22 protein-coding genes are annotated in these 23,798 nt (G+C 65.7%); 12 read left to right on the top strand and 10 right to left on the bottom strand.

Features of this window, described 5'->3' with window-relative positions; genetic code table 11:
- Together IEW58_RS12060 and IEW58_RS12065 are read left to right on the top strand one after the other, a co-directional pair.
- The gene (locus IEW58_RS12060; RefSeq protein ID WP_188645338.1) at positions 1-2,478 is read left to right on the top strand and encodes a fimbria/pilus outer membrane usher protein; all 2,478 of its coding nucleotides are present in this window, start codon (positions 1-3) and stop codon (positions 2,476-2,478) included.
- The gene (locus IEW58_RS12065) at positions 2,475-3,560 is read left to right on the top strand and encodes a hypothetical protein (protein ID WP_188645339.1); all 1,086 of its coding nucleotides are present in this window, start codon (positions 2,475-2,477) and stop codon (positions 3,558-3,560) included. The genes IEW58_RS12060 and IEW58_RS12065 overlap by 4 nt, the downstream gene beginning before the upstream one ends.
- 15 nt (positions 3,561-3,575) lie before the next feature.
- Here IEW58_RS12065 and IEW58_RS12070 read toward each other — a convergent pair whose 3' ends face one another.
- Positions 3,576-3,875, bottom strand: a complete 300-nt coding sequence (locus IEW58_RS12070) for a hypothetical protein (RefSeq protein ID WP_229658571.1) — start codon at positions 3,873-3,875, stop codon at positions 3,576-3,578.
- Between the two features lie 566 nt (positions 3,876-4,441).
- On the opposite strand from IEW58_RS12070, the gene IEW58_RS14120 reads away from it, so the two are divergent.
- A complete protein-coding gene (locus IEW58_RS14120) occupies positions 4,442-4,849 on the top strand; it encodes a PilZ domain-containing protein (protein ID WP_373284777.1) in 408 nt (135 codons plus the stop codon).
- Between the two features lie 290 nt (positions 4,850-5,139).
- Here the strand turns inward: IEW58_RS14120 and IEW58_RS12080 are convergent, their stop codons facing one another.
- From IEW58_RS12080 to IEW58_RS12090, 3 genes are read right to left on the bottom strand one after another with little or no spacing between them, the layout of a single operon-like run.
- Positions 5,140-5,763 (bottom strand): nicotinate-nucleotide adenylyltransferase, encoded by a 624-nt coding sequence (locus tag IEW58_RS12080; RefSeq protein WP_188645342.1) that lies wholly within the window; start codon positions 5,761-5,763, stop codon positions 5,140-5,142.
- A gap of 2 nt (positions 5,764-5,765) precedes the next feature.
- Positions 5,766-6,821 carry an aldo/keto reductase gene (locus IEW58_RS12085; RefSeq protein WP_188645343.1) on the bottom strand — a complete coding sequence of 352 codons (1,056 nt, stop codon included), beginning with the start codon at positions 6,819-6,821 and terminating at the stop codon, positions 5,766-5,768.
- Positions 6,822-6,846: 25 nt separating this feature from the next.
- Positions 6,847-8,115, bottom strand: a complete 1,269-nt coding sequence (locus IEW58_RS12090) for a glutamate-5-semialdehyde dehydrogenase (RefSeq protein ID WP_188645344.1) — start codon at positions 8,113-8,115, stop codon at positions 6,847-6,849.
- Positions 8,116-8,354: 239 nt separating this feature from the next.
- Here IEW58_RS12090 and IEW58_RS12095 point away from each other — a divergent pair, with 239 nt between their 5' ends.
- Both IEW58_RS12095 and IEW58_RS12100 read left to right on the top strand, forming a co-directional pair.
- Complete coding sequence (locus tag IEW58_RS12095) at positions 8,355-9,506, top strand: M23 family metallopeptidase (protein WP_188645345.1); 1,152 nt, start codon at positions 8,355-8,357, stop codon at positions 9,504-9,506.
- Positions 9,457-9,891 carry a bactofilin family protein gene (locus IEW58_RS12100; RefSeq protein WP_188645346.1) on the top strand — a complete coding sequence of 145 codons (435 nt, stop codon included), beginning with the start codon at positions 9,457-9,459 and terminating at the stop codon, positions 9,889-9,891. Before IEW58_RS12095 ends, IEW58_RS12100 begins: the two co-directional genes overlap by 50 nt.
- A gap of 12 nt (positions 9,892-9,903) precedes the next feature.
- Here the strand turns inward: IEW58_RS12100 and IEW58_RS12105 are convergent, their stop codons facing one another.
- From IEW58_RS12105 to IEW58_RS12125, 5 genes are all read right to left on the bottom strand, one after another.
- A complete protein-coding gene (locus IEW58_RS12105) occupies positions 9,904-11,598 on the bottom strand; it encodes an AMP-binding protein (protein ID WP_188645347.1) in 1,695 nt (564 codons plus the stop codon).
- Between the two features lie 48 nt (positions 11,599-11,646).
- On the bottom strand, positions 11,647-12,351 hold the full coding sequence (locus IEW58_RS12110; protein WP_188645348.1) for a DUF1013 domain-containing protein: 705 nt from the start codon (positions 12,349-12,351) through the stop codon (positions 11,647-11,649).
- An 86-nt stretch (positions 12,352-12,437) separates the two neighbouring features.
- Entirely contained in the window at positions 12,438-12,590 is a 153-nt protein-coding gene (locus IEW58_RS12115) for a hypothetical protein (RefSeq protein WP_188645349.1), read from the bottom strand.
- A gap of 62 nt (positions 12,591-12,652) precedes the next feature.
- Entirely contained in the window at positions 12,653-13,279 is a 627-nt protein-coding gene (locus IEW58_RS12120) for a glutathione S-transferase family protein (RefSeq protein ID WP_188645350.1), read from the bottom strand.
- Positions 13,272-14,282: an NAD(P)H-quinone oxidoreductase gene (locus tag IEW58_RS12125; RefSeq protein ID WP_188645351.1), complete on the bottom strand. Its 1,011-nt coding sequence runs from the start codon at positions 14,280-14,282 to the stop codon at positions 13,272-13,274. The genes IEW58_RS12120 and IEW58_RS12125 overlap by 8 nt, the downstream gene beginning before the upstream one ends.
- Positions 14,283-14,389: 107 nt before the next feature.
- On the opposite strand from IEW58_RS12125, the gene IEW58_RS12130 reads away from it, so the two are divergent.
- The 4 genes from IEW58_RS12130 to IEW58_RS12145 all read left to right on the top strand — a co-directional run bounded on the left by IEW58_RS12130 (position 14,390) and on the right by IEW58_RS12145 (position 19,930).
- Positions 14,390-14,593: a DUF1192 domain-containing protein gene (locus IEW58_RS12130; protein ID WP_188645352.1), complete on the top strand. Its 204-nt coding sequence runs from the start codon at positions 14,390-14,392 to the stop codon at positions 14,591-14,593.
- Positions 14,594-14,751: 158 nt separating this feature from the next.
- Complete coding sequence (gene clpA / locus IEW58_RS12135; RefSeq protein ID WP_188645353.1) at positions 14,752-17,127, top strand: ATP-dependent Clp protease ATP-binding subunit ClpA; 2,376 nt, start codon at positions 14,752-14,754, stop codon at positions 17,125-17,127.
- A gap of 8 nt (positions 17,128-17,135) precedes the next feature.
- Positions 17,136-18,881 carry a M1 family metallopeptidase gene (locus IEW58_RS12140; RefSeq protein WP_188645354.1) on the top strand — a complete coding sequence of 582 codons (1,746 nt, stop codon included), beginning with the start codon at positions 17,136-17,138 and terminating at the stop codon, positions 18,879-18,881.
- 44 nt (positions 18,882-18,925) lie between these two features.
- Complete coding sequence (locus tag IEW58_RS12145) at positions 18,926-19,930, top strand: ligase-associated DNA damage response exonuclease (RefSeq protein WP_188645355.1); 1,005 nt, start codon at positions 18,926-18,928, stop codon at positions 19,928-19,930.
- Between the two features lie 16 nt (positions 19,931-19,946).
- On the opposite strand, the gene IEW58_RS12150 is transcribed toward IEW58_RS12145, so the two are convergent.
- Entirely contained in the window at positions 19,947-20,249 is a 303-nt protein-coding gene (locus IEW58_RS12150; protein ID WP_188645356.1) for a hypothetical protein, read from the bottom strand.
- An 81-nt stretch (positions 20,250-20,330) separates the two neighbouring features.
- On the opposite strand from IEW58_RS12150, the gene IEW58_RS12155 reads away from it, so the two are divergent.
- The 3 genes from IEW58_RS12155 (at position 20,331) to IEW58_RS12165 (ending at position 23,793) form a co-directional block, all read left to right on the top strand.
- The gene (locus IEW58_RS12155; RefSeq protein WP_188645357.1) at positions 20,331-21,923 is read left to right on the top strand and encodes a cisplatin damage response ATP-dependent DNA ligase; all 1,593 of its coding nucleotides are present in this window, start codon (positions 20,331-20,333) and stop codon (positions 21,921-21,923) included.
- A 21-nt stretch (positions 21,924-21,944) separates the two neighbouring features.
- Positions 21,945-22,457: a DUF1993 family protein gene (locus IEW58_RS12160; RefSeq protein WP_188645358.1), complete on the top strand. Its 513-nt coding sequence runs from the start codon at positions 21,945-21,947 to the stop codon at positions 22,455-22,457.
- Between the two features lie 73 nt (positions 22,458-22,530).
- A complete protein-coding gene (locus tag IEW58_RS12165; RefSeq protein ID WP_188645359.1) occupies positions 22,531-23,793 on the top strand; it encodes a SulP family inorganic anion transporter in 1,263 nt (420 codons plus the stop codon).
- The last annotated feature ends 5 nt before the right edge of the window (positions 23,794-23,798 follow it).

The raw sequence follows: 23,798 nt of genomic DNA on the forward strand, positions 1-23,798 counted from the left end.
ATGCTGCGCAAGCGCCTCCTGCTGATCCACGTTGGCGTAAGTCTACTGGCGCTGGCCACGCCTTCGCTGTCGGTAGCGGCTGACCAGCTTGAGCCGCCCGTTGCGGCGCCAACCCGGATGGTCAACCCCACCGGCCGCGACGTCGTGCTCACCGTGCCGATGAACGACGGGGCGACATACCTTGGCGACGTGCCGATCACTTTGGGGACAGACCAGGCAATACGACTGCCGGCGGACCGGGTCCTGCAACTGCTGAGCGAAGTGCTCGCGCCCGACGTCCTGCAGGCGCTGCGTGCAAGCTTTCCGTCTTCCTCGATGGTCACCCCTGCGGACTTTGCGCCCTCGGGCATCCAGGTGGCGTACGATCCCCAGCGGATCGAACTGGTGTTCACGATTCCGGTCGAACGGCGCGGATCGCGCTCGGTCGCCGTCACCTCGCTCGACCAGGAGCGGCTGGGCGAAGTGCTCACTCCGCTCGACGCCAGTGCATACCTGAACGTACGCGGCTCGTTCGACCTCGTCGAGGACGGGTTCGACGAAGGTTTCGAGAACCCGAACATGCTGCTCGATGGCGCGGTCCGTCTCGGGGGGGTCGTCGCCGAAAGCGATGCGATATGGAGCCCGGGCGGCTTCGGGCCCGATTTCCAGCGCCTCGGTAGCAGGCTCGTGTACGACGATACCGGCAATATTATGCGGTGGACTGCGGGGGATCTCGAGACGACCGGGCGTGGGTTCCAGTCGGTTCCGGACATTGCTGGCATTTCACTGTACCGCTCATACGGCGTCCTTAATCCGCAGCAGATTATTCGACCGCGCGGTGATCGCAGCTTCCGCTTGGAAAGGGCCTCAATCGTGGAGGTGCTGGTCAACGGCCAACAGGTCCGCAGGCTACAGCTCGCCCCCGGTAACTACGACCTGCGCGACTTTCCTTTTGCCCAAGGCGCGAACGACATCCGACTCAACGTGCTGGATGACACCGGGCGTACGGAAATCCTGCGGTTCAACGTTTTTCTCGACCAGACCCAACTCGCCAAAGGCCTCAGCGAGTTCGGGCTGTACGCGGGCATTCGTGCGCCGCTTCGCCGGTCGGGGCCGCACTACACCGACGATCCGATGTTCAGCGGATATTATCGCCGCGGACTGAGCGACTACGTGACCGTGGGAGTCAATCTTCAGGCGGACAAGGATGTACAGATGGGCGGTGTCGAGGCGGTCATGGGTACCTCGATCGGCACGTTCGGCCTGCAAGCAGCTGTCAGCCATTTCGATGGCGCTGGTAACGGCGTGGCGTTGTTGGGCACCTTCCAGCGGCTGATCCAGCGCGGAGACGGCCAAAGCGATACGCTCAACCTATTCGCGGAGCACCGCAGCAAGAACTTCGCGCCGATTAGCTTCTTCCTCCCCGACAATCCGTTCGAATTCGAGGTCGGCGGCGGCTACAGCCATGCCTTCACCGACCGGGTATATGCCGGCGTCGACGGACGCTACGGCAAGGGACGGGGCGCCAAGCCGGACGTGGCCAGCGCCCGGCTGACCGCGGGATGGCGGATAACAGATGCCGCGACTCTCAACTTGGAGGGCCGATACATCAAGGATTCGCAGGGCGACGAAGTCAGCGCGTTCGCCTCGCTGACGGTGCGCCTTGGTCGCTATTCCTCGGTTCGCGGCGAATTCGATACGCGCGGCGACAGGGCGCGCGTATCGTATCAAACCCTGCGCGGATCGGGGGTCGGCAGCTACAACGTCACCGCCGATGCGGAAACGAGCCGCTTCGGCAGCGGGCTCAGCGTCAACGCGAACTATTTTGCCAACCGCGCGGAGTTGGGCTTCAGCCACTACGGTTCGTTCAACGGACGGTTCGGCGACAGCGTCAGTCAGCGCAGCAACTTCCGGTTGGGCACCTCGATCGCCGTTGGCGGCGGCGCGGTGTCGATCGGCCGCCCGATCTACGACAGCTTCGCTATCGTCAGGCCGCACCGCTCGCTCAAGGGCGCCAATGTGGTCGTCGATCCGACCACGTTCGGCTACGTGGCCGAAACCGGTGCGCTTGGAACGGCAACGATGCCGGGCCTCTCCTCCTACGCCGAACGCACGGTGCCGGTCGATATCGAGAACGCCCCGGCGGGTACCGACATCGGCCAGGGCACGTTCCGGCTCTTCCCCGGTTACCGGAGCGGATACATGCTCGAGGTCGGGTCGGACTACAACGTGACTGCACTCGGCACGATGCTGAACGCGGACGGCGAGCCAGTCGCGCTCGTTTCCGGGAGCGCGCGCGAGATTGCACACCCCGAGCGCGCGCCAGTTATCGTGTTCACCAATCGCCAGGGCCGCTTCGGCGCGGCCGGTCTCGCTCCGGGCAAATGGCGCGTCGAGATGCTCGACGAAGCCCGCTCGGTCTATATCATCGATGTGGCGCCAGAGACGCAGGGCGTGCTGCGGCTGGGTGAAATCCGGCCCTCAGGGGAAAATCAATGACCAGGTCCAGATACGTACGCCGCTGCCTCGCCGGATTGGCTCTTGCATCTGCGCTCGCCTGGGGCGGGGCGGCAAGCGCCGCGACATGCGGCATCACTGGCAGCGCGACGGCGACTGCGGCCACGTACGATCCCTTTAGCCCAACCGGCCTGCCCACCACCCTCGTCACTTTGCAACTCACGCGCGTGAATGGCGGCGGCGGGGAGAAGACGAATACGGTCAATTTCTTCCTGAAAAGCAATTCGACCGCTGCCGATGGAACCTCGATCGTCCCCACTTCGGTCGCGGTCGATGGTCTTGTGACCGGTCTGAACCTCGACATCTTCTACGACTTCAACGAGGCGCCGCCGATCTATGCTCCGACCACCCTCAATCCGTCGCCGGCGAAAAAGTATCTGAAGATCGAATTCACCGGGAATAACGCCGCCTCGGACTTCGCCACCGTGACTTTCCAAGTCACCTTGCCGGCGAACCTGGACCTCAATGCTTCGACGACGCTTCCGTTCGATGCGATTTTTGCCTGCTCGACGACTGGCGGTGGCGGGCAGACGCAGCAGACAGGCTCGATAATCAATGCGGTGACTTTTCCGATCACCGTGCTCAGCGCGCTGCAGGCATCCTACGGCGGGACCGCGCTCGACTTCGGAGAGATCGGTGACAAGACGACTGCGCAGGTTCAGGCTGCGCCGCTCACTTACGTTACGGCGCCGACCAACTATGTCCGCGTGCAAAGTTCGGGACCTTATGAAGTCTCGCTTACGTCCGCCAACAACTATTACATGACGCCGAGCGGAACCGCGACGGGTGACCCGCTGCAGAAGGTGGGTTACAACCTCAAGTTCCTAGGGGTCACTCGCAATCCAGGGGGCACCATGCCGATTGCGACGATCTGCCCGCGAGCCGGGGTCGGTACTGCGGCAGAAGATCATCTTAATATCCAGGCACAACTGGCCGAAGGCGGCGCAGGAAAGGTCGTCTCGCCCACCTACCTCGATACGCTCACGGTCACCATCGCCCCAAAAGCGGCGATGACGACGCCCACGTCAGGGGGAGAATGCTCGGGCCTCAGCGGACAGTTCTGAGCCTGCGGCCTTACTCTAGAGCGGCTCGATGCGGAAGCTCAGTGAACCGCCCTCTACGCCCTCGGGCAGAGCAACCGCCAAGCTGTGACTGTCGACGGCGGGCCTGTCTGACTGGCTGATCACCGTGGTCCCATCCTGCGATAGCGTCACTTCGGTGCCGTCGACAATCAGGCGCGCTTTCGCAAGCGACGCGGAATAGTCGGCGTGCACCCGGTATCCGCGCGGACTGTTGCAGAATTCGTTAAGCTGTCCCAGGCTGGCGGTGCCCGGTTCGGCGGCCACGATATTGGATGTGACACGGGCGTGACAGATCACCGGGACGAAGCCGCCGATAGAAATCTGGGTGGACGGGCTCCCGAGGGCAACGCCTGTATCTATGCCAATCGCTGGGGTACCTAGGAGCAATACCCCAATGCCTAAGACACTGGTCATTCTCAAGGCAGTCATGACACTAATCTCCATCAGCTATCTGCCGATGAATAAGCGCTAATGGTTAACGTCCAGCCGATGAAACACAGTTAACGATTGTTAGCCGGGGGGTCTTGCCTTGCCTCCCTTCGTCATTTTGACACAAAGGGCTGAGTACGAGGGGGTGACGATCCCCGAAGTCGCACTTTCTTGAACGCAGCCCTCGGCACTAGGCGATGTGATCGAGACGGCGTTCGCGGCGCGTGTGTCGGCCTGTTGCAATTTTACTTGAACTGAGATTTCACCCCCGTTTCGCTCCTTTTGGTGCGGACGAGGAGCCATATCCGGAGTAAACTCAGCACGTGGATGAAGGCGATTTCTTGTTCGTGGCACGGAATGGCTCAATATGGGCATGTTGGCTTAGCGGGAAGCCGGCTGTGGAACTCGGTCCGGAGCAGGAGATTCGGACGGCAATGGAGCAGATTTTAGGGTCTCCCTGCTTAGCGAAAGCCGCCGTCGGCGCTCCCTTGGCAAATTCTATCGAGCACTCGCCACCCACTGCCGCTCCGGCCCAACCCCGTCATGTGATTGAGCGGACGGCACCTCGGCATGAGCTGACTATCATCGGACGAATTTTTACTAGCGTTGGTTCTCGCGACGTAACCATTCGGGATCTGTCCGAGACAGGATGTCATTTCCTGGATTTAGCAAGCGAGTTGCGACCCGAGACCCGTTTAACAATCAGGATTGGCACAATCGGGCCGATCGAAGCAACGGTCCGATGGCGCAAAAATCAGAGCGTGGGTATTCAGTTCAGAACAGCCCTCTATCCCTCTGTTTTTCAACATATCTGCGATCAATTTGACCTGCGCAAACGATGACTACTCTCGTCAACCAGACTGCAAGTTAATCCACTCACGTCCAGCCGCATTTGTACGCGTAAGGAAGCGCCGCATCGGTGCTGGTTCTCTCCATTCAGTTATGATGACGACCGCGACTGAGAGCGGGAGATCGTTCACAAAAGGCCGAAATGGCCCAGTGAGGCCAACCGGCGCTACGCAATCTACGACGCGATGAGCGCGAGAAACTCGGCTATAGCGCAATTCCGACGACGGACAGACTCAGACGTCCGGCTGGTGGTCTAGGAACGAGGGCGGGTGGCATCCGCGTATCAATCGATGAGGCGTCCGCTAACCCCGTCCCGTGGCCTGCTGCGAGCGTAGCGGTCGGCCCATAGCGGTTCGGCCTCGCGCAGGGCGGTGGCCGACATCGGATCGGGATCGAATCCGATCCATGCAATCATCGGCAAGCGGCTTCCGGCAGCGAGCGCGCCGGGCGAAACACGGTAGCGGCGCAGCCACGACATGGCCGGGCTGGTGAACGCCTTCCGCGCGTATCCGGGCCGCGCGAACACGGCGATCGGCATGGTCCTGGCAATCGCACGCCAATCCTTCCAGCGATGGAACTGGGCAAGATTGTCTGCCCCCATGATCCACACGAACCGGCGTCGTGGGAAGCGCCGCTGCAATGCGCGAAGCGTGTCGATGGTGTACCGCGTGCCCAACTCGCGCTCGATTGCCGTCACCCGGATCGGCGCTCGCCGGGCGGCGTCGCGGGCCGAGGCAACCCGTGCGCCAAGGGGGGCCATGCCGGCGGCAGATTTCAGCGGGTTACCAGGAGAAACCAGCCACCACACCTCGTCCAGCCCCAGTTCCGCCAGCGCCGCGAGGCTGATCTGGCGGTGCGCCCGGTGAGCCGGGTTGAAACTGCCTCCCAGGAGGCCGGTGCGGATCACCGTCAGCCTGGGGTGCGGCGCGGCGAGACCTTCTCGTCGCGGTAGCTGCCTTGAAAGCCGAGCATCCAGCCGGGGTATTCGTGCGGCAAGCGGCTGAGCTTGTCGAGCTCGTCCCACTCGTCCCGCGTGAAGGTGACCTCCCCCGCGCCGATGTTGTCGGCGAGCTGGTCCGCCCGCTTGGCGCCCACGATGACGGTCGAAACCACCGGCTGGTGCAGCAGCCACGCGAGCGCGACCTGTGCGACGCTGACGCCCTTCGACTGCCCGATCCGGTTCATCGCGTCGATCAGGCCATAGGCGCGATCCATCTCGACCGGGGGGAAATCGAACGCTGCGCGACGGCCTTCCCCCTGGCTGCGATTGTCATCTCCGCGAGTATATTTACCGCTGAGGAGCCCGCCGGCGAGCGGCGACCAGACCATAAGGCCAACTCCTTCGCTTCGCAGCATCGGCACGATCTCGCGCTCGAGGTCCCGCCCTGCGATGGTGTAGTAGGCCTGGAGCGAGGCGAATTTCTCCAGCCCCAGCCGCTCGCTGAGGCCGAGCGCCTTCATGATCTGCCACGCCGCCCAGTTGGACACGCCGACATAACGCGCGCGGCCGGTCCGGACGATGTCGTCGAGAGCGCGCAGCGCTTCCTCCATCGGTGTCTGCGAGTCCCATCCGTGGACCTGGTAGAGATCGACATGGTCGAGCCCGAGCCGTTCGAGGCTCGCATCGATCTGGTGCATCAGGTGATAGCGGCTGACGCCTGCATCGTTGGGCCCCTCGCCCATGGGTCCCATCGCCTTGGTGGCGATCACCACGTCCGAACGCGCGAGGCCGAGGTCCTTGAGCGCCTGGCCGACGAAGCGTTCCGACTGGCCGCGGGTATAGACGTTGGCGGTATCGATGAAGTTGATGCCGGCGTCGAAGGCCTGCTTCACCAGCGCGGTGGAGGCCGACTGGTCCAGTCCCGCCACGTTTGCGAAGCGCCCCGGATCGGTCCCGAAAGTCATCGCGCCCAGGCACAGTTCGGAAACGATCAGCCCGGTCGAGCCCAGTCGGTTGTAACGCATTGCAGTCTCTCCTTTGTCGAGCGAACTAGCCCCTCACCTGGCCGTTCCCCCGCACCAGCCACTTGTAGGTGGTCAGGCCCTCCAGCGCGACCGGCCCGCGCGCGTGCAGGCGCCCCGTCGCGATGCCGATTTCGGCGCCGAGCCCGAACTCTCCCCCGTCCGCGAATTGCGACGAGGCATTGTGCATCACGATCGCCGAATCGACTTCGGCAAGAAAGCGCGCGGCAATCTCGGCGTCCTCGGTAACAATCGCATCGGTGTGGTGCGAACCATGCGCTGCAATGTGCGCCAGCGCGGCCTCCAGCCCGTCGACCACCGCCACCGACAGCACGGCGTCGAGATACTCGGTATCCCAGTCCTCGTCGCTTGCGGGCTTGATGCGCGGGTCGATCGCCTGCGCACGCGCATCGCCGCGCAGCTCGCAGCCCGAGTCCATCAACGCCCCGAGCAACGCGGGAGCGTCGGGAAATGCGGCATCGACCAGCAGCGTCTCCATCGCTCCGCAGATACCGGTGCGGCGCAGCTTGGCGTCCAGCGCAATACGGCGGGACATGCCGGGGTCGGCGGCAGCGTGCACGTACGTGTGGTTGATGCCGTCAAGATGAGCCAGCACGGGCACGCGGGCGTCTGCCTGCACTCGCGCCACCAACGCCTTGCCCCCGCGCGGCACGATCATGTCGATGAGGCCCGCGCCCCCGAGCATCGCACCGACGAGTGCGCGATCCTGGCTGCCGACAAGCTGGACGGCGTCTTCCGGCAATCCTTCCGAGACAATTCCGCGCACGAAAGCGGCATGCAGCGCGCGGTTCGACTCCACCGCCTCGCTCCCGCCGCGCAGAAGCACCGCGTTCCCGGCTCGCACGCACAGGGCCGCCGCATCGACGGTGACGTTGGGCCGGCTCTCGTAAACGATCGCGATGACGCCGATCGGCACGCGCACTCGCTCCAGAACCAGGCCATTGGGCCGGGTATCGCGCGAGATCACCTCGCCGAGCGGGGATTTGAGACCGGCGACGGCGTCCACCGCCGCAGCGATCGCGGCAAGCCGCGCCGAATCGAGCCGAAGCCGGTCGAGCATGGCGGGTGAAAGTCCCGCCGCCTCGCCGCGCGCCATGTCGCGCGCATTGGCCGCCAGGATTGCGGCTTCCTCTTGCCGCAGCGCCCGCCCCGCCGCCCGTAGTCCGGCGACCCGTTGTCCGTCGCCCATCCGTGCAAGCAGGACCTGCGCCTTGCGCGCCTGCCGTGCCATTCCGGCAACGACAGCCGAGGGATCGAGGAGGTCTGCATCGGCCATGGAGAAATCGCCTAGCAGCGGCGGCTGCGGCTGTCAGGAGCGAAACAAGCCTGGGGTTTGGCACCAAGCACCGCTAAGGAATGTTTACGCCCGAGGGCGGAAAGTTCCGGACCATTTCCTCGCTTCATCGCATGACTCGCCCGACTCGCCCCGAGTCATCGTGAGTCGATTCGACCGGGAACCTCACCTTTGATAGCGGCCCGCCCGCGATAAGACGGGTTATAGGGGTCGTACCTCACATGAATTCAGCCGCCAGCGGATCGTTGAGCCGCTTGCGCGCCTGGTTCCCCGACCGCGAGTTCTTCATGCGGTCGCAGGGACAGGTTCGCTTTATCAAGATCACCGGCAAGGTGCAGATGATCGCCGCCAGCGCGGTGATCGGCGCGCTCGTGGCGTGGGGCCTGTCGATGGCGGTGATGGGGTGGCTGCAATATCGCGCCGCTGCCGATCGCCTCTCGCTGCTCGAGCGCGAAGCCCAGGTCGCCAACGCCGAGGAACGCGTCGGCGCTTACCGCGACGACATCGGCGCCGTGGCCGACGACCTCAAGCGCCGCCAGACGTTCATCGAGGAGATGGTCGACTCGCTTCCCGCCGACGCACGAGAAGGGGAGACAGTAACCGATTCGACCAGCGAGGCTTCGAAAACCGTTTCCAAGGTGAGTGCCGCCATTCCCGAAGCAGCCGCGCTCGCCCGCATCGAGGCGCGCCAGCTCGCTTTCGTCGAAAGGCTCACCCGCTACGCCGATCGCCGTGCGGAGCGCAGCGCGAAGGCGATCCGCCAGCTTGGTCTCGATCCCAACGCCATGGTGCGCGCCGCGGGCCGCGGGGCGATGGGTGGTCCGCTCGAACGCTTGTCCACCGCGAGGGACGGGTCGATCGATCCGCGGTTCGAGCGGCTTGGGCTCAGCCTCGCGCGGATGGAAGCGCTCGATCGCAGCCTTGCCGGCATTCCGCAGTATCGCCCCGCCAACGTCGAGATGCTGACCAGCAGCTACGGCGTGCGCCGCGACCCGTTCACCGGCGCCGCCGCGATGCACTCGGGCCTTGATTTCCGCGGCCCGATCGGTGCGCCGATCTATGCCGCCGCCAAGGGCCGGGTGAGCTTTGTCGGCCAGCGTTCCGGCTATGGCAACGTGATCGAGATCAGCCATGGTAACGGAATGGTCACCCGCTATGCGCACATGTCGCACTTCGCCTCGCGCGTCGGACAGGAAGTCGCCCCCGGCGACGTGATCGGCGCGATCGGCAGCACCGGCCGTTCGACCGGCCCGCACCTGCACTTCGAAGTGCGCATCAATGGTCGCGCGGTGAACCCGCGCCCCTTCCTGGAGGCAGCGCCCCATGTTCTCAAAGAAGCCCGCCGAGTTCAGGGAGAGCCAGCCCGTGGCTAGAGCGCCCGTCAGCGGATCGACGTTCTCGGTCATCGGCAGCGATGTCGTGATCAAGGGCGACATCTCGGCCACCGTCGACCTTCATGTCGACGGACGGATCGAAGGCGACATCCAGTGCGCCAGCCTCGTCCAGGGCGAAGGCAGCCATGTTGAAGGGGCCATCGTGGCGGAAACCGCCCGGCTTGCCGGATCGGTCACCGGCTCGATCACCGCGCGCGAGCTGGTTATCCTGCGTAGCGCGCGAATTCACGGCGACGTGCACTATGACGCGCTGACGATCGAGCAGGGTGCCGAGGTCGAGGGTCGCTTCGCCCACCGCGTGCCGGGCAAGGTCGCTCCGCCGAAGGCCGAGGACGGCGAGCCGAAGCTGACCCTGGCAAGCTGATCGCGGGCGGGTTCAGATCGCCGCGGCGACCTCCGCTCTCAGCGCCTTCCGGTCGAGCTTGCCGATCATCGTCTTCGGCAGCGTCTCGCGCACCGTTACCGCGCTGACCCGCTCGTGCTTGCCGACCCGGGCGTTGAGCCATTCGGCCAGCGACTCGCCGGTGACGCTGTCGCCCTCGTTGAGCGTGACGAACGCCGCCGGAGTCTCTCCCAGATAAGGATCGGGCAGACCGAGCACGAGCGCCTCCTTGATGGCGGGGTTCTCCAGCAGCACCGCTTCGACCTGGCTGGGGAAGACCTTGAAGCCGCCGACCGCAATCATGTCCTTGATCCGGTCAACGATGGTGATGAACCCCTGCGCGTCGATCACCGCGACGTCACCGGTGCGCAGCCAGCGTATCCCGCTCGCTTCGACGAAAGCCTCCGCCGCCGCCTCCGGCAGGTTCCAGTAGCCCTGCATCACCTGCGGTCCCGCGACCGCCAACTCGCCCGGCTCGCCGGCGGGAGCGGCGCGTGACGGGTCTTCCTTGTCGAGCAGGCGCACCCGGGTGTGCGGCAGGACCTGGCCGATAGTGCCTGCGCGCCGCTCTCCCAGATAGGGGTTGGTGGATACGACGCCGGAGCTTTCGGTCAGGCCATAGCCTTCGACCAACCGCGATCCGGTCGCGGCTTCCCACTTGTCACGTACCGGTGCGGGCAGCGGCGCGCCGCCCGAGATGCACACATTGAGCGAGGAGAGGTCGGTTTTCGGCAGCCGTGGGTGATCGAGCAGCGCCTGGAACATCGTCGGCACACCGGGCAGGGCAGTTGCTTTTACGCGGTTCTGAAGTTTCAGCGCCTGCCCCGCCTCGAACCGCGGCAACATGGCGATGCAGCCTCTCTTCGCCACTGTACGGTTGAGAACGCAGGTGTTGGCGAAGACATGGAAGAACGGCAGCACGCCCAGGATCATGTCGCGGCCTTCGAACGGGTCAATGGCATCGACCTGCAGCGCGTTTGCCGCCAGATTGGCGTGGCTCAGCATCGCCCCCTTGGGCCGGCCGGTGGTGCCTCCGGTGTATTGCAGCAACGCAAGGTCGGTCGGGCTGACGGGAGGCAACGGGCGTATCTGCCGGTCCAGCGCGTCGTCCCAGCGAACCACGTCGCGGCGATCGGGAACCTCGCCGAGGCTCTTTCGGCCAAACATCGTGAGCGCGACCCGCTTGGGCCAGGGCAGCATCGCGCTCAGCGATCCCACCACCAGGGTCTCAAGCGCAGAGCCATCGAGCACTTTCAGCGCGGTCGGCAGCAGACTGGCGACATCGACCGTGACCAGCAGCCGCGTGCCCGAATCCGCCACCTGCGCTTCAAGCTCCTCGACCGTGTACAAGGGCGAGAAATTGACTGCCACCGCGCCCGCCAGCATCGTGCCGTAATAGGCGGACAGGTAGATCGGCACGTTCGGCAGGAACAGGCCGACCCGGTCGCCGGGACCGATGCCGCGCGCGCGCAAGCCGAATGCGAAGGCGCGCGCCTCGTCCAGCACTTGCGCATAAGTCTGGCGGCGACCCATGAAATCCGTCGCCGGCGCATCGGGCGCCTCCCGCGCTGCCCGCTCCAGCAGGCCGGGAACGGTGAGCGAGGGAAGCGGCACATCCCAGGCGCATGGGTGCCGGTAATCGGCCGGCGACGGATGCCCGTCGGGATCGGACACGCTGCTTACATCCATGTCAGCATGGATGGGGCAAGCGCATCCGCTTGGCAAGGTCGCGAGAGTTTACTCGGCTTCGGCGTCGCTCGCGCGGCGGGCCTCGAGCCATGCGGCCGCCTCGGCTTCCTGCGCGGCCTCTACTGCAGCCTTGGCATTGGTGTCACGCTCCGCGCGCAGTTCCTCGATCAGCGCATCCCGGTCGCTGCCGAAGCGCGCATCGCGTGTGCCCGCGTCTTCCTCGAGCCCGGCCTTCTTCGCTGCCTTGGCGACCATCGCGTCGAGCTCGCGCTGGGAGCACAGGCCCAGCGTCACCGGATCCTTCGGCGTGATGTTGGCGATGTTCCAGTGCGACCGATCGCGGATCGCGGTGATCGTGTTGCGGGTGGTGCCGATCAGCTTGGAGATCTGCGCGTCCGAGACTTCCGGATGGCTGCGCAGGATCCACGCGATGCCGTCCGGCTTGTCCTGCCGCTTCGATACGGGAGTGTAGCGCGGTCCCTTGGTGCGACTGACCGCGACCGGGGCCTTGTGCATGCGCAGGCGGTATTCCGGATCGGCCTGGCCCTTCTCGATCTCCTCGTTGGTCAGCTCCCCCGAGTGAACCGGATCGCGCCCGGTATACTTGGAGCCGGCCAGATCGTCGGCCATCGCCTGCACTTCGAGGATGTGCAGGCCGCAGAACTCGGCGATCTGCTCGAACGAAAGCGCCGTGTTGTCGACCAGCCAGGTGGCGGTCGCATGCGGCATCAGCGGAGTGGGTTGGTCGGCCATGAGAGGATCCTGAAAATAGAGAGGCCGCCCCTCTCGGGGCGGCCGTGTGGGTCCGATCTAGGCCATGCGGTGCCGCTCCGCAAGCACTAGGCGGCGGCGGGGAGTTCCCGGGCATGGCGTCGCGCCTGGATGGGGCGGAACGCGCGCACCATGACCTTGGCCAGCGACTCGCGTTTGGCCAGCCCGAAGACCCTGCCCTGGTTGTTGCCGATCAAGCCTTCGTCCCAGTCGCTCGGCATGCTGCATCTCCTGTCGTTGGCAGGAGCGTCATAGCATCGCGTGCTGACGGTTTTATGACAGCTCACTCCATCGGCACGAAGCCTGGCAAGGCAGCCATTCGCCCAAGCCAGGCGCACACGTGCTTGTGATCCTCCAGCCGGAACCCGCCCATTTCCGCCACGTGGGTGTAGGCGAAAAGCACGACGTCGGCGAGGCTGGCCTCGCTCCCGACGAACCACACGCGCGAGGCGAGGTGATTGTCCATCAGCTCGAGCGCGTCCTCACCCGCGATGCGTTTCGCCGGCACCATTGCGCGTTGCTGCGGGGAAAGATGCGCCTCGCCGATGAAGGAAAGCCAGAAGCGCAGCGTCGCGATGTTGGGTTCGTGATTGTACTGCTCGAAGAACATCCACCGGAGCATGTCGGCCCGGTCGAAGCGGTCGCCCGGCACCAGTCCGGTGCCCTCCGCGAGATACCAGCACGCCGCGTTGCTCTCGGGAAGGAATCGGGCGCTTTCGCCAGAGCCGATCTGCAGCACGGGAATACGACCGTTCGCGTTGACCTTCGCGAGAAATTCCGGCGTGCGCGTCTCCCCCCGCATGATGTCATACCGGCGCAGCTCCAGCGGAATACCGAGCAACGCCGCGGTCAGGCGTATCTTGTAGCAGTTGCCGCTGAGCGGGTCCTCGTGAAGCGTAAGGTCAGCCACCGGCGACTTTTAGCACGATCTTGCCGATGTGGTCGCCCCCTTCCATCCGCGCGTGCGCGGCGGCGGCCTCTGCGAGCGGGAAGGTCTGGTCCATGACCGGCCGGATCGTACCGTCGGCGACCAGGGGCCATGCGTTCTCCGCGATCTCGTCGGCGAGGAATGCCTTGAACTCGGCCGAGCGCGCGCGCAGCGTCGATCCGGTCAGCATCAGGCGCTTCCTCATCACCAGCGCCATGTCGATCGTTGCCTTGAGGCCGCCGAGAACCGCGATGGTCACGTGCCGTCCATCCTCCGCCAGGCAGGCGAGGTTGCGGGGCACGTAATCGCCCGAAACCATGTCGAGCACCACGTTCACGCCTTTTCCGCCAGTGAAGGTCTTCACCTCCTCGACGAAATCCTCCTGGCGGTAATTGATGGCGAGGTCTGCACCGAGCGCGCGGGCGGCATCGCACTTGCCGCTCGATCCGGCGGTCGTGATCACGGTCAGGCCGAACGCCTTGCCGAGCATGATCGCCATCGTGCCGATTCCGCTCGTCCCGCCGTGCACCAGCAGCGTTTCGCCCTCTCGCGCGAAGCCGCGCTCGAACACGTTGTGCCACACGGTGAACAGCGTTTCCGGGAGCGCCGCAGCTTGTGCCATTGGCACGCCAGCAGGAACGGGCAGGCAGTGGCGAGCGTCGGCAAGGCAGTATTCGGCATATCCTCCGCCCGAAACGAGCGCGCAGACTTCGTGGCCGATCAATTCGCTGCCTGCGCCCTCGCCCGCTTCGACCACCCGTCCGGCGATCTCCAGTCCCGGAATCGGCGAAGCCCCCGGCGGGGGTGGGTAAAAGCCCTGGCGCTGAATGACATCGGGCCGGTTGACGCCCGCATAGGCGACACGGATCAGCACTTCGCCCGGCCCCGGCCGCGGCACCGGCTGGCTTTCGGGCCGGAAGACCTCGGGACCGCCGGGCGCGTCGAAGCCCATCGCGGTCATCGTGTCGGGAAGGCTTGCGCCCATGTCTGCACCCCCTGTTGCGCGAAAGCGACAACGCCTTGCGGCAGCCGGTGGACTAGCGGCGCAAGCCATTGACAGCAAGCGCGCCGCCTTGCGATGCTGGAACCCTGATGGACGAAGAAGACCGTCCCCGCCCGAAAGGTGACGCGGCGAGCCTCCTCGCGAAGGAGGACCTTTCCCCGTATTCGCAGAACGAGCTGCAGGAGCGTATCGCCCTGCTCGAAGCCGAGATCGCGCGGGTCGACAAGCACAGGCTCAAGGCCGCGGCGCATCGCAGCGCCGCGGATGCGCTGTTCGGATCCCCCAAGTCGTGACGCGGCGCGCCTCGCAATTGCGCGAGGCGCTTCCCATATCGGCGGCAAGCGCCTCTCCGGCGTCGCTTCCACCCAGGCGTAAAAGCGCCGTTCACCCACCCCCATCATAAATCGTGCCCTGGCGGACCGCCGCCGAACCCGACGAAAGACCCAGACGAATGCCCAGTTTCGCCCAGAACCTCGAAAAGACCCTCCACGCCGCGCTCGCCGGCGCAGCCGAGCGGCGTCACGAGTACGCGACGCTCGAGCACCTGCTGCTCGCGCTGATCGATGACGAGGACGCTGCGCAGGTGATGGCAGCCTGCGGCGTCGATGTCGCCGAACTGGGCGAGGTCGTGCGCCGCTACCTCGACGAGGAATACCAGAAGCTCGAAACCGCCGACGACGCCGATCCGCAGCCCACCGCCGGCTTCCAGCGGGTGATCCAGCGCGCGATCCTGCACGTCCAGTCGAGCGGCAAGGACACTGTCACCGGCGCCAACGTGCTGGTGGCGCTGTTCTCGGAACGGGACAGCTACGCGGTCTATTTCCTCCAGCAGCAGGACATGAGCCGATTGGATGCGGTGAGCTACATCAGCCACGGCATCGGCAAGGGCGGCAAGCAGATCGATTCCAAGCCCCCGACCGGCTCGGGCGAGGCCGAGGGCCAGCCGCAGGAAAAGGCCGACGCCAAGAGCGGCAAGGACGCGAGCGCGCTTGACCAGTTCACCGTCAACCTCAACGAGAAGGCGAAGAGCGGCAAGGTCGATCCGCTGATCGGCCGCGGGCCGGAAGTGGACCGTACGATCCAGATCCTCTGCCGCCGCTCGAAGAACAACCCGCTCTACGTGGGCGATCCGGGCGTGGGCAAGACCGCCATCGCCGAAGGCCTCGCGCGCAAGATCGTCGAGGGCGACGTGCCTGAAGTGCTGCAGGACGCGGTGATCTACAGCCTCGACATGGGCGCGCTGCTCGCCGGGACCCGCTACCGCGGCGATTTCGAGGAGCGGCTGAAGCAGGTCGTGACCGAGCTTGAAAAGATGCCCGAGGCGGTGCTGTTCATCGACGAGATCCACACCGTGATCGGCGCCGGCGCCACGAGCGGCGGGGCAATGGACGCCTCGAACCTGCTGAAGCCAGCGCTCAGCGGCGGGACGATCCGCTGCATCGGCTCGACCACCTACAAGGAGTTCCGCAACCACTTCGAAAAGGACCGCGCGCTGCTGCGCCGGTTCCAGAAGATCGACGTGAACGAGCCGACGGTCGAGGATACGGTCAAGATCCTGAAAGGTCTGCGCACCGCGTTCGAGGAGCACCACAAGGTCACCTACACGCCCGACGCGATCAAGACCGCGGTCGAGCTGTCGGCGCGCTACATCAACGACCGTAAGCTGCCCGACAAGGCGATCGACGTGATCGACGAGGTCGGCGCGATGCAGATGCTGGTGCCGCCGTCGAAGCGGAAAAAGAAGATCACCGCGCGCGAGATCGAGGCCGTGATCGCAACGATGGCGCGCATCCCACCCAAGAGCGTGTCGAGCGACGACAAGAAGGCGCTGGAGCACCTCGAGCGCGACCTGAAGCAGGTCGTCTATGGGCAGGACGCAGCGGTGAAGAAGCTGTCGACCGCGATGAAGCTCAGCCGCGCGGGCCTGCGCGATCCCGACAAGCCGATCGGCTCGTTCCTGTTCTCGGGTCCGACCGGCGTCGGCAAGACCGAGGTCGCGCGCCAGCTCGCCAGCATCATGGGCATTCCGCTGCAGCGGTTCGACATGTCGGAATACATGGAGCGCCACTCGGTGAGCCGTCTGATCGGCGCACCTCCGGGCTATGTCGGCTACGACCAGGGCGGCCTCCTGACCGACGCGGTCGACCAGCAGCCGCACAGCGTCCTCCTGCTCGACGAGATCGAGAAGGCGCACCCTGACCTGTTCAACATCCTGCTGCAGGTGATGGATAACGGCCGCCTGACCGATCACCACGGCAAGACGGTCGATTTCCGCAACGTCGTGCTGATCATGACCACCAATGCCGGCGCATCCGACATGGCGCGTCAGGGCATCGGGTTTGGCGACGTTTCGAAGGAAGACGCGCAGGACGAGGCGGTGAAGAAGATGTTCACCCCCGAATTCCGCAACCGTCTCGATGCGATCGTGCCGTTCACCTACCTCGGCCGCGAAACGGTCGCGCGGGTGGTCGACAAGTTCATCCTCCAGCTGGAGATGCAGCTTGCCGAGCAGAACGTGCACATCCAGTTCGACAGCGACGCACGCGGCTGGCTGGCCGACAAGGGCTACGACAAGCTCTACGGTGCCCGGCCGATGGCCCGCCTGATCCAGGAGAAGATCAAGCAGCCGCTCGCCGAGGAACTGTTGTTCGGCAAACTTTCGGCCGGCGGCGAGGTCCACGTCAGTCTGAAGGACGGGCAGCCCGCGTTCGAGCTCACGCCGGCTCCTCCGAAAGCGGCCCGAAGCAAGTCGCGCAAGGACAAGACGGAGCCTTCCCAGCGCAAGACCGCGCCGGAAGCCAGCGACGACAAGACCAGCCAGGAGTAACAGGGAAAATGAGGGGGGCAATTCGCGCACTCGGCGCCGCCGGACTATTGTTGGCCGCGGCGCCGGGCGTCTTTGCGCAAGACGATCCGGCCACACCGCCGCCACTGTCCAAGCGGACGATACAGAGCGGCCTGCCGCTGACCGCAAACCAGCAGGCGACAGGGCTCGACACGCTCGACCTCTCCCTCAAGGTCGATCCGGCTGCGGCGACGGTCGAGGGCACGGCGCGCTATGGCTTGACCGCGCTCGGCCCGATGAACCGGGTCGAGTTCGATCTGGACCCGCGCTACGTCATCTCGTCCGTGCTGCTCAACGGGAGCGCGGTGGCCTTAAGCAACTGGCGCAACGACGACGGCCAGCTTTCGATCGACTTGCCTTCCGCCGCTGCGAAGGGTGACAAGCTCAGCGTCGCGATCACCTATGCCGGCCGTCCACACATCGCCGAACGGCCGCCTTGGGATGGCGGGATCATGTGGAAGCAGACGCCCACTGGCCAGCCGTGGATCGCCACGGCGAACCAGATGGAAGGCTGCGATATCCTCTGGCCCTGCATCGACAGCCCGGTGAAGCGGGTGGGCGTGACCGACATCGCCTTTACGGTTCCGGCGCCCCTGGTGGCGGCCGGAAACGGCAAGTTCATCGGCCGCAGCGACGAGAACGGCTGGACGACCTGGAAATGGCGCGCGCGCAACCTCAACATGTACGCGCTGACCCTGAACATCGGCCCGTTCGAAAAGATCGAGCGCACCTACCAGAGCCGCTTCGGCAACAGCATTCCGATTGCCTTCTGGCATCTGCCAGGCCACGCGAAACAGGCCGGCGCGCTGGTCGACCAGATCGGCGATTCGATCGCGTTTTTCGAGCGCACGATCGGGCCCTATCCGTTCGGGGACGAGAAAGTCGGCCTGGTCGAAACTCCGCACCTTGGAATGGAGCACCAGACGATCAATGCCTACGGCGCGGGATTCAAGCCCTCGCCGGACGGGTACGATTGGCTGATGGAGCATGAATTCGCGCACGAATGGTTCGCGAACCAGCTCGCCCAGACCGAAACAAACCACATGTGGCTGCAGGAAGGTCTCGGGTCCTACATGCAGCCGCTCTATATGCAGCAGGCCCGCGGCGACTGGCTGTATGACGCGATGCTGTGGGATTCGCGCAAGAAGATCGTCTCCAAGGTGCCGCTGGTGCCGGACGAACCCCTCACCAGCACCTATTACAACGATCGCGAGGCCGGCTGGGGTAGCGACATCTACACCAAGGGGGCCTGGATCGCGCACACGCTGCGGGGACTGATCGGAGACGAGGCATTCTTCACGGCGCTGCGCCGGCTCGTCTATGGGCGCGACGATCCAAGGCCCGGTAATTTCACCCCCCAGTTCCGGACCACCGCGGACTTCCAGCGCGAGGCGGAAAAGGCGAGCGGGCGCGATCTCGGCTGGTTTTTCGATGCCTACCTGCGCCAGGGTCCGCTGCCGAAGCTGACCGTAGCGCGCCAGGGCGGGGCGCTCGATCTCACCTGGTCGACCGCCGGCGGCACGCCGTTCCCGATGCCGGTGGAGGTGCGGGTCGGGTCCCGTGTTGTCCGCGTGCCGATGACGAACGGGCGCGGACGCGTTCAGCTTGGGCCTGACGCGGGCGATTATGCGATCGACCCGGAGGCCAAGATCCTCCGCTACGATCCGGCGATCGAGACATGGCAGGCCGCGGAAAAGGCCGCCGCAGCGGAAAAGTCCAAGGGAAGGACTTCCTGAGGAGCGGCGCGGAACCGCCATAACGCGCCCTTCGTTGGCGTACGATGGCACCGCCGTTTTCGTGGATTCGACCAGAGCCGCATGGCATTCACGTGGTTCCGGCGGACACGTGGGTCGATCCGTCGCGTCCCGTCGATCGCGCGCTCGTCACGCACGGCCACGCCGACCACGCGCGCGGCGGGCACGGCCAGTCGATCGCCACGCCCGAGACGCTGGCAATCATGGACTTGCGCTACTTCACTCGCGATGGCGCGACCCCGGTCGCCTACGGCGAAACCATCCGCCTTCGCGGCGGGGTGGACGCGACTTTCATTCCCGCAGGACACGTGCTCGGCAGCGCCCAGATCCTGCTCGAACACGCGGGCGAGCGGGTGGTGATCACCGGCGACTACAAGCGGCGCCCCGATCCCACCTGCCCCCCCTTCGAGGTGGTCCCCTGCGATATCTTCATCACCGAAGCGACTTTCGGCCTCCCGCTGTTCTGCCACCCCCCGATCGCGGACGAGATGACCAAGCTGCTCGGCCGGCTTGCCGCGCACCCGGACCGCTGCGTGCTGGTCGGCGCCTACGCGCTCGGCAAGGCGCAGCGGGTGATCGCCGAACTCCGCGCGGCCGGACATCACGAGCCCATCTACCTTCACGGCGCGCTCGAGAAAATGTGCCGGCTGTACGAGGAGTTCGGGGTGCCGCTGGGCGAGTTGCGGCTCGTCAGCGAGGCAGCCAGGGACGAGATGCGCGGGCGCGTGGTGGTCTGCCCGCCCGGCGCGCTCAACGACCGCTGGAGCCGCCGGCTGCCCGATCCGATCACCGCGATGGCTTCGGGCTGGATGCGCGTGCGACAGCGCGCCCGGCAGCGCAACGTCGAGCTGCCGCTGGTCATCTCCGACCACGCCGACTGGGGTGAGCTCACTCGCACGGTCGAGGAGGTGAACCCGCACGAAACCTGGATCACCCACGGCCGCGAGGAAGCGCTGCTGCGCTGGCACCAGCTTCACCAGCGCCGGGCGCGCGCCCTCGCCCTCGTGGGTTACGAGGACGAGGATGATTGAATCACTTCACCCCGGGTTATTTGATGGCAGCGAGATCGGCCTCGATCCTGGCAAGGATCTCGGCGGACAGCTTGTCCGGCGCGATCGACGAAAGCTGGCGCAGGCTCATGCCCTTGAACATCTCGTACTGCGGATGCGCCGCCAGTTCGGGCAGGTCGGCATCGAGCACCGCCTTGCCGGCCGCATCGCCGACGATGGCTTCTACCGGCGTATCGAGGTTGAGGCGCGCAGCCGGCGTCTGAGCGGCGGGGGCGGTATCGGCTGCGGAAGCCGCGAACGGAGAGATCGCCAGGGCGGCGGCGGCGAAAATCATGCGCATGGAGAGAAATCCTTCTGGTGCGTCGCCTCCCCTCGGGGCGGGCAGGGCGGCACCCTAAACGGCGCGGAGGCGCCCCGCTAGATGGAAGAGTTCGCCGCCCTGATCGATGCCTTGGTCTATACCCGCAGCCGCAACGAGAAGCTGCGCCTGATTGCAGAGTATCTGCGCGCCACGCCCGATCCGGACCGCGGCTGGGCGCTCGCGGCGCTGACCGACGGGCTGGACTTTCCCGCCGTCAAATCGAGCACCATCCGCAACCTGCTCATGGAGCGGATCGATCCGGTGCTGTGGACGCTCAGCCGCGATTTCGTAGGCGATACCGCCGAAACGGCGAGCCTGCTGTGGCCGGCGCCCGACATGCACCCCGATCCGCCGAGCGTGAGCGAAACGGTGGAGACGCTCGCTGCGATGACCCGCAAGTCGGTCCTGGCCGAACTGCCGCGCCTGCTCGACCGCCTCGATCCGTCAGGCCGCTATGCCCTGCTCAAGCTCGCGACCGGCGCCATGCGGATCGGCATTTCCAGCCGTCTCGCGAAAGTTGCATTCGCACAGGCGTTCGACGTTACTGTCGAGGAAGTCGAGGAGCACTGGCACGGTCTCACCCCGCCCTACGGACCGCTGTTCGACTGGGCAGCGCATGGAGCCGACGCGCCCGATACGGCGAACATGCCGACCTTTCGCCCGTTCATGCTGGCCCACCCACTGGAAGATACCGTCGTCGATCTCACCGACTACGCGGCCGAGTGGAAGTGGGACGGAATCCGGGTGCAACTCGTCCGGATGGGCGGAGAAACCCGGCTCTATTCGCGCGGGGGCGACGACATCTCAGGTACGTTTCCCGAACTGCTCGACGTCCTGCCGATGGACGCCGTGCTCGACGGCGAGTTGCTGGTGCGGGGCAGCCACCAAGGCGGCGAGCAGGGCGGCGCGGCCAGCTTCAACGCGCTGCAACAGCGCCTCGGTCGCAAGGTCGTCTCAAAGAAAATGCTCGCCGAGTACCCTGCCTTCGTGCGGCTCTACGACGTGCTGATCCTTGAAGGCGAGGACTTGCGCGAACGGCCTTGGGTCCAGCGGCGCAAGGTTCTCGAAGACCTGGTGCCACGCCTGCCCGCCAGCCACTTCGACCTCAGCCAGGTCGTCGAGGCGATCGACTTTGATCAGCTTTCCGAAATCCGGGCCGGCGCGCGGGACGAGGCGATCGAAGGCCTCATGCTCAAACGCCGCGATTCGCCTTACATCGCGGGGCGCAAGACCGGCCTGTGGTACAAGTGGAAGCGCGATCCGCTGCTGATCGACGCGGTGCTGATGTATGCCCAGCGCGGCTCCGGCAAGCGATCGAGTTTCTATTCGGACTATACGTTCGGCTGCTGGGACGGCGACCCCGATGCAGGCGCCGAACTGTTGCCCGTGGGCAAGGCGTATTCGGGCTTCACCGACGAGGAACTGAAGAAAATCGACCGCCACGTGCGCACGCACACGGTCAATCGCTTCGGACCGGTGCGCGAGACCGACCGCAGCCTGGTGTTCGAGCTGGCGTTCGATTCGGTGCACGAGAGCAAGCGCCACAAGTCGGGCCTGGCGATGCGTTTCCCGCGCGTTCACCGGGTGCGGTGGGACAAGCCCGCGCACGAGGCGGACCGGATCGACGCGCTGAAGGCGTTGATCAGGGATTAGGCGGCGCGTATCGCGCGCCCGATGCAGACCAACGAACTCCTCCTCACCACCTACGACAACATGCTCGGCTCGCTCGACGCCTGGCTCGCGAAAGCGCAGGAACACGGGGACGACGCGCTGCTGGAACACAAGCTGGCGGACGACATGTTCCCGCTCGCGCGCCAGATCCGCTTCTGCTGCAACCTCCCCGGGGAGGCGATGGCCGGCGCGGCGGGAGTAGCCTTCTCCTCAAGCGACATGGACGACACCACCTTAGGCGCTGCGCGCGAGCGCGTCGCCGCGACGCGCGCCCTTATCAAGGGGTGGCGCGACACCCCCTTCGGCGGCGACGAGGACCCGGTCCAGCTCAGCCTCGCCAATGGCATGACATTCGACCTCGATACCGCTGCCTACGTGCGCGACTGGGCGCTGCCGCAGTTCTACTTCCACCTGATGACCGCCTACGCCATCCTGCGCGCGGCGGGCGTCCCGCTCGGCAAGGCCGACTACGTCGGGTTCATGTTCCGCTATCTGCGCCAGCCGCCTCAAAGCTGAACCGCTGCCCGAGCGGCGCATCCGTACATGACCTGATGGGCCGAGCGACCTTCTCCGCCTAGGCGGATCGGCGATGAGGCCCAAGTTGCTGACCACCATGCGCGGCTACGCGCCGGGCATGTTCCTTGGCGACGCACTGGCCGGCACCAGCGTCGCGCTCGTCGCACTCCCCCTCAGCATAGCCATCGCGATCGCCTCGGGCGCACCGCCCGCCGCAGGGTTGGTAACCGCCGTGGTGGCCGGATTCCTGATCTCTGCGCTGGGCGGAAGCCGGGTGCAGATCGGCGGGCCGACCGGTGCTTTCATCGTCGTCGTCTATTCGATCATCGCCCGGTACGGCTACGACGGGCTGGTGCTGGCCACGCTGATGGCGGGCGCGATCCTGCTGGTCGCCGGTCTGCTGCGTGCGGGCAACCTGATCGCCTACGTGCCGGAAGCCGTGGTCAACGGCTTCACGATCGGCATCGCGATTGTGATCGCCAGCAGCCAGCTCAAGGATTTCGTCGGCATCGAGGCTGCCGCCCTGCCGGCCGATTTCCTCCCCAAGATGGCGGCGCTGTGGGCTGCGCGCTCCAGCGCCGACTGGCCAGCCATGGGCGCCGGGATCGCCGCCCTGGTATTGATCATCATGCTGCGCCGGATGTTCCCCCGCCTGCCCGGGCTCATCGTCGCGGTGGGCGCCGTGTCGGCGGGGGTCGCGCTGCTTTCGCTGCCAGTGGCGACGATCGCCAGCCAGTACGGTGAATTGCCCCGCGGCCTGCCTGTCCCGCATCTTCCGCACTTAACCGTCGAGCGGATCACCCAGCTGCTCCCTTCCGCGTTCGTCATCGCTTTCCTTGCCGCGGTCGAATCGCTGCTCTCCGCGATGGTGGCGGACCGGATGATCGGCGGCAGCCACCGGCCCAATGCGGAGGTGCTGGCGCAAGGGTGGGCCAATATTGGCTCGGCGCTGTTCGGCGGGCTGCCTGCGACCGGCGCCATCGCGCGCACCGCCACCAACGTGCGCGCCGGGGGCAAGACACCGGTGGCGGGAATGGTCCACGCGCTGGTGATCCTCGTCGTCATGCTGCTGGCCGCGCCGCTGGCGGGTTATCTGGCGATGCCCGCGCTCGCAGCGCTGCTGATGATGACGGCGTGGAACATGAGCGAGCCGCACAAGTGGCGCGGATATTGGGCCGCTCCGCGAGAGGAACGTTTGCTGCTGCTCCTCACGCTCACGCTCACGGTCCTTGCCGACCTGACGGTGGCGATCGGCGTCGGCGTCGCGTTCGGGCTTGCACTGCGGCTGCGGCAGAGCAAGCTTCAGGCGGGGGAATGGCACGTCCCGAATCGCTGAGGAAC

The sequence above is a fragment of the Tsuneonella deserti genome, from assembly GCF_014644315.1.
GTDB lineage: Bacteria > Pseudomonadota > Alphaproteobacteria > Sphingomonadales > Sphingomonadaceae > Tsuneonella > Tsuneonella deserti.